Annotated in this window: 8 protein-coding genes and 2 pseudogenes; 7 read left to right on the top strand and 3 right to left on the bottom strand. The window is 56.4% G+C overall.

Translation table 11 applies throughout. The features are described from left to right. Both CINSTRO3249_RS07750 and CINSTRO3249_RS07745 read left to right on the top strand, forming a co-directional pair. Positions 1-1360 (top strand): flagellar biosynthesis protein FlhF (locus CINSTRO3249_RS07750; protein ID WP_254304262.1); only part of this gene is annotated, 1360 nt, incomplete at its 5' end. A 13-nt stretch (positions 1361-1373) separates the two neighbouring features. Continuing rightward, positions 1374-1691 carry a hypothetical protein gene (locus CINSTRO3249_RS07745; protein ID WP_074012848.1) on the top strand — a complete coding sequence of 106 codons (318 nt, stop codon included), beginning with the start codon at positions 1374-1376 and terminating at the stop codon, positions 1689-1691. Positions 1692-1994: 303 nt separating this feature from the next. Here CINSTRO3249_RS07745 and CINSTRO3249_RS07740 read toward each other — a convergent pair. Then, positions 1995-2641 (bottom strand): annotated as a pseudogene (locus CINSTRO3249_RS07740) (L-fuculose-phosphate aldolase). A gap of 504 nt (positions 2642-3145) precedes the next feature. Here CINSTRO3249_RS07740 and fucP point away from each other — a divergent pair. The 5 genes from fucP to fucR are packed head-to-tail and all read left to right on the top strand — an operon-like array spanning position 3146 to position 8964. Beyond that, positions 3146-4474: an L-fucose:H+ symporter permease gene (fucP, locus tag CINSTRO3249_RS07735; RefSeq protein WP_074012850.1), complete on the top strand. Its 1329-nt coding sequence runs from the start codon at positions 3146-3148 to the stop codon at positions 4472-4474. A 22-nt stretch (positions 4475-4496) separates the two neighbouring features. Then, positions 4497-6275 (top strand): L-fucose isomerase, encoded by a 1779-nt coding sequence (locus CINSTRO3249_RS07730; protein ID WP_074012847.1) that lies wholly within the window; start codon positions 4497-4499, stop codon positions 6273-6275. Between the two features lie 45 nt (positions 6276-6320). Beyond that, on the top strand, positions 6321-7784 hold the full coding sequence (gene fucK / locus CINSTRO3249_RS07725) for an L-fuculokinase (RefSeq protein WP_074012846.1): 1464 nt from the start codon (positions 6321-6323) through the stop codon (positions 7782-7784). 1 nt (position 7785) lies between these two features. Next, positions 7786-8208 carry an L-fucose mutarotase gene (gene fucU, locus CINSTRO3249_RS07720; RefSeq protein WP_074012845.1) on the top strand — a complete coding sequence of 141 codons (423 nt, stop codon included), beginning with the start codon at positions 7786-7788 and terminating at the stop codon, positions 8206-8208. 51 nt (positions 8209-8259) lie between these two features. After that, on the top strand, positions 8260-8964 hold the full coding sequence (fucR, locus tag CINSTRO3249_RS07715; RefSeq protein WP_074012849.1) for an L-fucose operon activator: 705 nt from the start codon (positions 8260-8262) through the stop codon (positions 8962-8964). A gap of 176 nt (positions 8965-9140) precedes the next feature. Here the strand turns inward: fucR and CINSTRO3249_RS07710 are convergent. After that, a pseudogene (locus CINSTRO3249_RS07710) lies at positions 9141-9902 on the bottom strand (GNAT family N-acetyltransferase); the annotation flags it as partial. 16 nt (positions 9903-9918) lie between these two features. Further along, a partial coding sequence (locus tag CINSTRO3249_RS07705) for a flagellar biosynthesis protein FlhF (RefSeq protein ID WP_254304262.1) occupies positions 9919-11278 on the bottom strand: 1360 nt, incomplete at its 5' end.

The following is an 11278-nucleotide window of genomic DNA, read 5'->3' as shown; positions in this document are numbered from 1 at the left end:
CATAGGTATCTACACATTTATCGTGATACCTGTTATTACTTTGCAGAATGATTTCAACCTATCTGTTGGCGGGATTGACTCTCGCCTTACCCGCCGATATCAGACGCTGGTTAAACAGCATATGACGCCCGCGGCTCTTCTTGCTTCTGCGGTTAAAGACCTCGCAAGTGCTCAAAAATCAACTTTCGCAACTACCCAAGCTGTCTGGCGTTTTCTGAATAATAAGCGAATTAGCTTCAGTCAACTCAATGAGCCAATTATTTCGCTAGCACTTGAGCAAATTTCGCTTAGCCCGCATCCATACGCTCTCGTTGTTCATGATTGGTCACGTTTACAATTTCTTTACCATCATGCCAAATACGGACGCTTAAAAATGACGCACGGTGGCGATGTTGGATATGAACTTCAAAGCAGCTTGCTGGTTGATGCTGGCACGGGTTTGCCAATAGCGCCTCTATCTCAGACACTTACCGATGCAACCGGTTGTCATTCAACGTTGGCGGAAGGACTGTCCGAACGGCAGACACATATGGACGCCTTGACGACCGATATTGCCCGTGTGGAATCGCTTAATATAGGTAAAAAGCTGATTCATATAATTGATAGAGAGGGTGACTCTATTGGACATATGCGGACGTTGAGTACTCAAGGAATATGCTGGCTTATCCGAGGAAAAGAAGGACATGGTGCAGAGTGGCAAGGTAATTCATTGAAAATTGGTGAGATTGCTGCTCTTCTGCCATACAACGGATGCGGACAGGTAGACTGGAAAGGGAAAAAAGCTGATATGGAAATCAGTGAAACCTCGATAGTCATAACCCGAGCTGCGCAGCAGAAGCGTAAAGATAAAGAAACCGGCCGCCGCATAAAAATCCAACCTGGAGAGCCTCTGACGGTCAGATTGGTTGTTGTTCGGCTTACGGATGATCTCGGTAATGTGGTGGGACGCTGGACGCTGCTTACAAACGTTTGCAGCGAGATCACCTGCGAGGAAGTAGCTCGTTGGTATTACTGGCGCTGGAATATTGAATCATTTTTTAAGTTGCTGAAAGGTGCCGGACATGACGTAGAAACATGGCTTCAGCGCAGCGCGCCAGCCGTACTACGCAGGTTGTTAATAGCCAGTATGGCTGCTGTTCTGGTATGGCGGCTGCAACGCGCTGAAGGAGAAGAAAATGCGGCAGCCCGCCAGCTGATATGTCGCTTGTCAGGACGACAGCAAAAGCGAGGCCGCAGAGAGAGCGCTCCTGCTCTGCTCGCTGGCCTATCCATCTTGTTGAATACACTAAAATTATTATCGGAATATAGTCTGGAAGAACTTACTCATTTAGCGAGAGTTGCTCTTAAGCCTCCTCCCTGATGTGTAGATACCTATGCCCTTGCCGCCGGCCGGCCATAGCCTGACACCCGGTCTGTACCTCGCCGAACACGGCGACGAGTGGCTGGAGGTAACGGAACACACCGTGAGTTGGCTGGACGCCGAGGAGACGCTTTATCGCGACCCAGGGTCCGACACGGCCTATTCGCTGACCAGCCATCTGCCGATGCGTCTGCGCCAAAACGGCGAGGCGGTGGAAGGAGACATCTGCCACCGCCGCCGCCGCCGCCGCTTTGTGCCGGCGTACGAGGATGCACGCACTCTGACGCCGGCGCAGGGCCGCTGGCGGCTGGCGGCTGGCGCAGTGGCGTAGCGAGCTGACGATCGATGGCGACCGCCTGCTGCTGGGCCCCGGCCCTTCGCCGCTGACCGCGACGCTGCGTCCGCTCGGGCCGGGCCGGCTGCTGGCGACGGCGCAGGAGGGTCCCTGGCGTAAGCGGATTTTGCTTTCGCTCCAGGATGATCGGCTGGCGCTGACCACTCACCGCAGCCGAGTGGTGCACTATCGTCGGGCCTGATCCCCGTCCGTTTTTTAACCGGAGGACGGCAGCGGCGGGGTGTCCGCCCGGGACATCAGACCGCGCGGCACCACCGATGTCTGCCGGGCGGCGCTTTTTCAACCGTCTTCCCGCAGACCATAGGTTCTGAATTTTTCCAGCACCCGGGCCATTTCCTGCCTTGACAGTACCGGTACCGGGTCCATTACCGGCAGGATCATGAGATAGAGCCTGGCCAGAATCTCGACCTCTTGGGCCAGCCACAGCGCCCGAGCCAGATTTTCGCCGCAGGTCACTAAACCGTGGTGCTGCAGCAACGTTGCTTTACGGTTCTGCATCGCTACCGCCACATGCATCGCCAAATCACGGCTGCCAAAAGTGGCATACGGCGCACAAGGCACATCGTCGCCTCCGGCGGCGGCAATCATGTAATGAATGGCGGGGATGGGCCGGTTGAGAATAGACACCGCCGTACTGTAGACGGCATGATTATGAACCACCGCATGACAGTCTGGTCGGGTACGGTTACCGCCTGATGAAAACGCCATTCGCTGGAGGGACGTTTGCCCGAATCAGTCCTGCCGTCGGCATCCACGAACACGATGTGGCGTTCGGTCAAGTGTTCATAGGGAATTCCGGTCGGCGTGATAAGCATCCCGGTGTGATAACGCACGCTGACATTGCCGGCCGTTCCCTGATTTAAGCCCATTTGCCCCATTCGCAAGCAGGTAGCAATGATATCGCGCGCCAGCGCAGTTTTATTCATAATAGAGTCCTCTTCCACCCTGTCATTGCCGACATCTTTACCCGCCGCCGACGCCGGGCAAATAATAACGCCGGTTCTGTGATCGCCATCATGACTAAGCTGGCTTCCTAATCATTAGTTAGATTAAAATTTCGCTAAAAGTTGGCCGTTTGTCATTCGCGGTCAATAAACGGGCAGAGACGTCGCTTTATTTGCCCGTTTCACCCCGAATTAAAATATACGGTCAACGAACACAGAAAATTCTCTTGCCCAATAAGCAAAATGGGCATTATTTTTGTTTAATTAGGGTGATTAAATCCCCAAAACGCCGGGCAATTATTTTTAATGTGAGCTGACGCATATTTTTGCCGTTTATGAATTTTGACAATAGCCTCATCGATTGTGCCAGCGGCGGGTACCACGCCGTTGATAGCGGTGTAAAAGGTCACCGGCTTGCCCCGGCCTGAACAGCCAATACCACTACTTTCACTTCATCGCCGCAGTATGGGCCCAGACGAGGATGATATGGGAAATGCGCTACTGCCGTCAGAAAAATACCGCATCACTTCCGGTCCCCGGAACAATAATAACCTTCCACCCTTCACATTACTCTGCTCATTATTTTTTCTTTTGGCTGTTGCCAACAATTTGAACGATATCCTGTTGCCGCAATTTCAACAGGCTTTTGATCTTAATAATTTCCAGGCAGGGTTAACTCAATCTTCTTTTTACTTTGGCTATTTCATTATTCCCATACCTGCCGGAATATTAATAAAGAGACTTAATTATAAAGCGGGAATAATTACCGGGCTGATTTTTTATGCCGCCGGTGCCGCGCTGTTCTGGCCCGCTGCGCAGACGATGAATTATTCCCTGTTCCTGGCCGGTCTGTTTATTATCGCCGCAGGTCTGGGCTGCCTGGAGACCGCCGCCAATCCGTTTGTCACCGTGCTGGGGCCGGAGGAAAGCGGCCATTTTCGTATCAATCTGGCGCAAACCTTCAACTCCTTCGGCGCGATAATCGCCGTGGTATTCGGCCAAAGTTTCATCCTGACCCACGTCCCGCACCAGCCTCCCGACGTGCTCGATACCATGACCGCCGAGGCACTGGCCTGTTATCGCCATAGCCTGGTGATGGCGGTACAGACGCCTTACATGCTGGTCGTGGCGGTAGTGCTGACGGTGGCGCTGCTGATTCTGCTTACCCCTTTTCCTCCGATCCCCAGCGAGAGCGGCGGTGGGCAGACCGGCGGTTTTTATTGCGCCGCGCGCCGGCTGCTGGCCTATCGACACTGGCGCTGGGCGGTGCTGGCCCAATTTTGCTATGTCGGGGCGCAAACCGCCTGCTGGAGCTATCTCATCCGCTATGGCGTGGAGGAAGTGCCTGATATGACCCCGGGTTTCGCCGCCAACTATTTGACCGCCACGATGGTGTGTTTTTTCGTCGGACGTTTCAGTGGCACCTGGCTCATACGCCGTTACGCGCCGCAGAAGGTCCTGGCGGTCTGCGCCCTGGCAGCCATGTCGACCTGTCTTATCGCCGCCGCCGGGGGTCATCACGGCCTGCTGGCGCTAACGCTGTGCAGCCTGTTCATGTCTATCCAGTACCCCACCATCTTTTCGCTCGGTATTCGTCAGCTTGAGCACGACACCAAATACGGCGCGTCAGTCATCGTGATGACCATCGTCGGCGGCGGCATCGTTACGCCTGTGATGGGCTATGTCAGCGACGCCGCCGGCGCTATCGCGCCCGCCGAGCTGATCCCCGCGTTGTGCTTTGGCGTGATTTTTTTCTTTGCCCGGTTCCGCTGTGGCGTCAAGCCTGAGGCAGGCGAAGCCGCGGTGTCCCATTAACCGATTCGTAAAAGGATTTACTATGTCTGAAACGAATAATCTGCCCAGGGTTGGCATCCGGCCCGTGATCGACGGACGCAGATTGGGTGTGCGCGAGTCGCTGGAAGCGCAGACTATGGCGATGGCACGCGCCACCGCGGCGCTCATCAGCGCGCGCTTACGCCATGCCTGCGGTACGCCGGTAGAGTGCGTTATTGCAGAACAGTGCATCGCTGGCATGGCGGAAGCAGCGGCCTGCGAGGCGCAGTTTGAGACCTGTCAGGTCGGCCTCACGATAACCGTCACGCCCTGCTGGTGCTACGGCAGTGAAACTATCGACATGGCACCGTTGCGTCCGAAAGCCATCTGGGGCTTTAACGGGACAGAACGGCCCGGCGCGGTGTACCTGGCCGCGGCGCTCGCCGCCCACAATCAGAAAGGCCTGCCGGCGTTCTCGATTTACGGACGCGAGGTGCAGGATGCCGGCGACCATCATATCCCGACCGACGTGCAGACCCGCCTGCTGCGCTTCACCCGCGCCGGCCTCGCGGTCGCGGCGATGAAAGGCCGGAGTTACCTGTCGCTCGGCGGCGTTTCCATGGGGATTGCCGGCTCGATCGTCGACCATCACTTCTTCGAGGCCTGGCTCGGGATGAAGGTACAGACGGTGGACATGACCGAGCTGCGCCGCCGCATCGAAAACGAGATCTACGACACGGACGAACTGGCGCTGGCGCTGGCGTGGGCTGAGGCGAACTTCCGCTTTGGCGAGGATACCAATGCCGCCGAACATCGCCGCTCGCCGGAAGGTTATCGCGGCGTGCTGCGCGAAAGCCTGCAAATGACGCTTTGCATCCGCGATATGATGCAGGGTAATCCACGCCTGATAAGCCTGGGTTTCGCGGAGGAAGCCCAGGGGTTTGACGCCATCGCGGCCGGTTTTCAAGGGCAGCGACATTGGACCGATCAATATGCCAACGGCGATATCGCCGAAGCGCTGCTCAATAGCGCTTTCGACTGGCGGGGCGTCCGTCAGCCCTTCATCGTCGCCACCGAAAACGACAGCCTCAACGCGGTAGGCATGCTGTTCGGCCACTTGCTGACCGGCAGCGCGCAGGTGTTTACCGACGTGCGCAGCTACTGGTCGCCGGAGGCGGTAAAAAGGGTCACCGGTCAAACGCTTGAAGGCAACGCCGCGCCGGGGGTGATTCACCTGATCAATTCCGGCTCTGCCGCCCTTGACGGTGCCTGCCGCCAGCGGGATGCGCAAGGCTGGCCGACGATCAAGCCGCATTGGGAAATCACGCCGCAGGAGGCGGCGACCTGCCTGGCGGCGACCGAATGGTGTCCCGCCATCCACGAATATTTCCGCGGTGGCGGCTTTTCTTCCCGCTTCCTTACCCTTGGCGGCGTGCCTTTTACGCTGTCGCGAATCAATCTGATCCGCGGCCTGGGGCCGGTGCTGCAAATCGCCGAAGGCTGGAGCGTCGATTTACCGCCGGCTGTCCATAAACACCTCGATAACCGCACCAACGCCACCTGGCCTACCACCTGGTTTGTACCGCGCCTGACCGACCGTGGACCGTTTAAGGATGTCTGGTCCGTGATGGCCTGCTGGGGCGCTAATCACGGCGTGCTGACCGCCGGCCATGTCGGCGCCGATTTGATGACGCTGGCGGCAATGCTGCGCATCCCAGTGTGCATGCACAACGTCGCCGAGGAGCATATCTTCCGTCCTTCCGCGTGGGCGTCGCACGGGATGGATTTGGAAGGACAAGATTACCGCGCCTGCCAAAATTATGGCCCGCTTTACCGGAACTGAATGCCTAACGCGGCGCCCTCGCCGTCCCCGCAGACAGGAGAAATTATGAATCGTGATGTTGTCATCGTGCTGGATTGCGGCGCTACAAGTATCCGCGCCATCGCGGTAGACGCCGAAGGCCGGCTTGTCGCCCAGGCTACCACCCCCAACGCCACTGCGCCGGCGGCAGAAAATCCCCAATGGCATATTTGGCCGCTTGAACCGTTGCTGCAGCGTTTCGCCTATTGCTGTCAGCAGATTATGCCGCAGCTCAGGCAGGATCATATCCATGCGCTCACCGTAACGACCTTCGGTGTCGACGGCGCGCCGGTGGATCAGCAAGGGGAACTGCTGTATCCCGTCATCAGTTGGAAATGTCCGCGTACAACGCCGACTATGGAGCAAATCGGCCGTTTGATAAGCCCCAACGAACTCCAGGTCCTCTCCGGCATTGGCCAGTTCAGCTTCAACACGCTTTATAAGCTGTTGTGGCTGAAACAGAATCACCCGCGCCTGATGGAGCGGGCGCACTGTTGGCTGTTCCTGTCTTCGCTTATCAACCATCGCCTGACGGGTGAATTCACCACTGACCGCACCATGGCGGGCACCAGCCAATTGCTTGACGTGCGCCAGGAAAAATTCAGCGACACCATTTTACAGCGTACCGGCCTGTCGCCGGATCTTTTCCCCCGCCTGGTGGCCGCGGGCGAAGTCATCGGCACGCTGCGCGCATCAATGGCGGCGCGGCTCGGTTTACCCGTTGGGCTACCGGTTATCGCCACCGGGCATGATACGCAGTTTGCCCTGTTCGGTTCGGGAGCGGCGCTCGATCAGGCCGTCCTCAGCTCCGGCACCTGGGAGATTCTGATGGTGCGCACGCCGCAGGTGGACACTAGCCTGCTGCCGCGCTATGAAGGTTCCACCTGCGAGCTGGACAGCTGTCGCGGCTTATTCAACCCCGGTCTGCAGTGGCTGGCATCGGGCACGCTGGAGTGGGTACGCCAGCTTTACTGGCCCGACGATCCGCTACCTGCCGCCTATGACCTCATGATTGCCGAGGGCCGGACTATCCCGCCGGGCTGTCAGGGCGTGCGATTACAGGGCCAGTTGCTGGATTGTCGACGCCAGACCCGCTGGACCGGTTTTTCGCTGTATTCCAGCCGCGGTCATTTTTACCGCGCCGCGCTGGAGAATCTCGCCTGGCGTCTGCGCCATCATCTGAGCGTACTGCAAAACATCGGCGGCTTTCGCGCCACCGGGCTATTGCTGGTCGGGGGCGGCAGCCGCAATCCCCTGTGGAATCAAATCAAGGCCGATGTCCTCAATTTGCCGATCAATGTGCTGAAGGACGCCGAAACCACCGTACTCGGCGCCGCCATGTTCGCCTGGAGCGGCGCCGGTTTTTATGATTCGCCGGAAACCGCGCGCCAGCAGGTCAACTATCGTTATTACCGCTACTATCCGGGGGAACAGTGCGCCGATTATCAACAAATGGTGGAACAACTCGACGCCATGACGGAAGGAGATTGAGATGCTGAACACCCTTTCCCCCCTCATTAGCCCCGATCTGCTCAAGACGCTATCGGAAATGGGGCATGGTGATGAAATTATCTTCGCCGATGCCCATTTTCCGGCCCATCGTCTGAACCCGCACGTCATACGGGCGGACGGTCTGCGCGTCGCCGACTTGCTGGCGGCGGTGGCGCCGCTGTTTGCCTTGGACAGCTACGCCCCGCCGGTTGTGATGATGGCGCCGGTTGACGGCGACATGCTGGATCTTGCGGTGGAGCTGCGCTACCGCCAGGCGTTGTTCGGCAAGGAACCCGGCGTGGGCACGGAGTGGATCAGTCGTGACGCCTTCTATCAACGTGCCGGGGCCGCCTCCGCCGTCGTGGTGACGGGGGAAACCGTTCGCTACGGCAATATTTTGCTGAAAAAAGGCATTTCGTCTTGATTCCACGATGACTATCCGGCCCAGTGCCGGCCAGCGCGAAGGATGTGTGCGGTGAAAACAATGCGTCAACAGGATCTGGTGCAATTGCTGCATCAGCACGGCAGCCTCACCACAGAACAGCTGGCCTCCATGCTGAACGTTAGTCGGGAGACTATCCGTCGCGATTTGAACGCCCTGCAAAGCCAGGGCAAGGTGCTGCGCCAGCATGGGCGGGCCCGCTGTGTGATAGCGGACAGCGAGGATAATGGCGATCCTTTTCTCACCCGGCTGAAAATTCAGCTTAATAGCAAAGCCGAGGTCGCCCGGCTGGCGTTACGCTGGATAGACCCCGGCATGTGTATCGCGCTGGATGCCAGCTCAACCTGCTGGTATCTGACCAAACAGTTGCCCGACATGGATATTACGGTATTTACCAATAGCGTGCGTGTTTGTCAGGCGCTAATCAAACGCCAGCATATCCGGCTTATCTGTTCAGGCGGTACGCTGCAGCGCAAATATGCCTGCTATGTCAACACGGCCATTTTGTCGCAGCTGAAAAATCTGGAGGTCGATCTGTTTATCTTCTCCTGCGAAGGGATCGACCAGGCGGGGGTAATGTGGGATTCCAATCTGTACAATGCCGGCTTCAAATCACTACTGCTTAAACGCGCCGCTCAATCGCTATTGCTGATCGATAAAAGCAAAATGCACCGCACCGGCGAAATTCGCCTCGGCGACATTAGCCAGGTGACGGAAATCATTACCAATAAGGAGTAACGATAATCCTCGCCGATAGCATCCTGCTGACGAGGATGTTACCTGCGCGTTGTGATGCGTTATCCCACCAGTAGAAGCGTGACAACGAGAATTCTTAACTGCAAGGGGTCGCTATTCGCCTCGCCGTCAACTGCCCTTAACAGGAGCATACCCTGTCAGGCACCGTCGCGTCGGCCTCAGCCCTGGCGAAACGGCAAGGCGCCCCGCGCCTCTTCCAGCCAGCCGCGCACGGCATCGCTCTCCTGCACAAGAAACGCAGCGACCGCCTCCTGCAACCCCGGATGGCGCAAATAATGCCAGGAGTGGGTCAGCACCGGTTCAAAGCCGCGGATAAGCTTATGTTCACCTTGCGCGCCCGCGTCGAATCGCGTCAGGCCAGCGGCGATGGCATACTCAATGCCCTGATAGAAACAGGTTTAAAAATGCAGGCCGTCGAACTCCGCCAAACACCCCCAATAACGGCCGAATAAGCTGGTGCCGCCGGTCAAGTAGAACGCCATCGCAACGGGTTCCCCCTGCCGCCGGGCCAATACCACTCGAATACAGTGCGGCAATGCCGCCGCCAGCAGGCTGAAAAAAGCGCGGGTCAAATAGGGCCTTTGGCCACGCACGGCATAGGTATTCGCATAGCAGCCGTAAATAAAATCCCACTGGGCTTCGCTAATTCGATCGCCGTCGAGCCAGTCGAAACTGAACCCCTGCTCCGCCACCCGCGCGCGCTCTTTGCGCAGCTGCTTGCGCTTGCGCGAATTGAGCGTATCGAGGAAATCCTGGAAATCCCGATAACCCCGATTGTGCCAATGATACTGACAACCGAGCCGCATCAGCCATTGCGGCTGTTCAGCCAGCAGGCGGTCGGCGAACGGGTCGGTAAAGTTGATATGGGCACTCGACAAGCCGTGCCTGACCAGGTGATCGGGCAGTGCGGCCAGCAGGCGCATAGGTATCTACACATCAGGGAGGAGGCTTAAGAGCAACTCTCGCTAAATGAGTAAGTTCTTCCAGACTATATTCCGATAATAATTTTAGTGTATTCAACAAGATGGATAGGCCAGCGAGCAGAGCAGGAGCGCTCTCTCTGCGGCCTCGCTTTTGCTGTCGTCCTGACAAGCGACATATCAGCTGGCGGGCTGCCGCATTTTCTTCTCCTTCAGCGCGTTGCAGCCGCCATACCAGAACAGCAGCCATACTGGCTATTAACAACCTGCGTAGTACGGCTGGCGCGCTGCGCTGAAGCCATGTTTCTACGTCATGTCCGGCACCTTTCAGCAACTTAAAAAATGATTCAATATTCCAGCGCCAGTAATACCAACGAGCTACTTCCTCGCAGGTGATCTCGCTGCAAACGTTTGTAAGCAGCGTCCAGCGTCCCACCACATTACCGAGATCATCCGTAAGCCGAACAACAACCAATCTGACCGTCAGAGGCTCTCCAGGTTGGATTTTTATGCGGCGGCCGGTTTCTTTATCTTTACGCTTCTGCTGCGCAGCTCGGGTTATGACTATCGAGGTTTCACTGATTTCCATATCAGCTTTTTTCCCTTTCCAGTCTACCTGTCCGCATCCGTTGTATGGCAGAAGAGCAGCAATCTCACCAATTTTCAATGAATTACCTTGCCACTCTGCACCATGTCCTTCTTTTCCTCGGATAAGCCAGCATATTCCTTGAGTACTCAACGTCCGCATATGTCCAATAGAGTCACCCTCTCTATCAATTATATGAATCAGCTTTTTACCTATATTAAGCGATTCCACACGGGCAATATCGGTCGTCAAGGCGTCCATATGTGTCTGCCGTTCGGACAGTCCTTCCGCCAACGTTGAATGACAACCGGTTGCATCGGTAAGTGTCTGAGATAGAGGCGCTATTGGCAAACCCGTGCCAGCATCAACCAGCAAGCTGCTTTGAAGTTCATATCCAACATCGCCACCGTGCGTCATTTTTAAGCGTCCGTATTTGGCATGATGGTAAAGAAATTGTAAACGTGACCAATCATGAACAACGAGAGCGTATGGATGCGGGCTAAGCGAAATTTGCTCAAGTGCTAGCGAAATAATTGGCTCATTGAGTTGACTGAAGCTAATTCGCTTATTATTCAGAAAACGCCAGACAGCTTGGGTAGTTGCGAAAGTTGATTTTTGAGCACTTGCGAGGTCTTTAACCGCAGAAGCAAGAAGAGCCGCGGGCGTCATATGCTGTTTAACCAGCGTCTGATATCGGCGGGTAAGGCGAGAGTCAATCCCGCCAACAGATAGGTTGAAATCATTCTGCAAAGTAATAACAGGTATCACGATAAATGTGTAGATACCTATG

The organism is Candidatus Sodalis sp. SoCistrobi (genome assembly GCF_900143145.1).
Taxonomy (GTDB): Bacteria; Pseudomonadota; Gammaproteobacteria; order Enterobacterales; family Enterobacteriaceae; genus SoCistrobi.
The sequence above is the reverse complement of the archived record's forward strand: the minus strand, read 5'-3'. Positions and strand labels throughout refer to the sequence as shown.

Bases quoted from the DNA above. Each gene is read 5' to 3' on its own strand.
- fucP (WP_074012850.1), top strand. From the start codon at position 3,146: ATGGGAAATGCGCTACTGCCGTCAGAAAAATACCGCATCACTTCCGGT.
- fucU (WP_074012845.1), top strand. From the start codon at position 7,786: ATGCTGAACACCCTTTCCCCCCTCATTAGCCCCGATCTGCTCAAGACG.
- fucK (WP_074012846.1), top strand. From the start codon at position 6,321: ATGAATCGTGATGTTGTCATCGTGCTGGATTGCGGCGCTACAAGTATC.
- CINSTRO3249_RS07745 (WP_074012848.1), top strand. From the start codon at position 1,374: ATGCCCTTGCCGCCGGCCGGCCATAGCCTGACACCCGGTCTGTACCTC.
- CINSTRO3249_RS07730 (WP_074012847.1), top strand. From the start codon at position 4,497: ATGTCTGAAACGAATAATCTGCCCAGGGTTGGCATCCGGCCCGTGATC.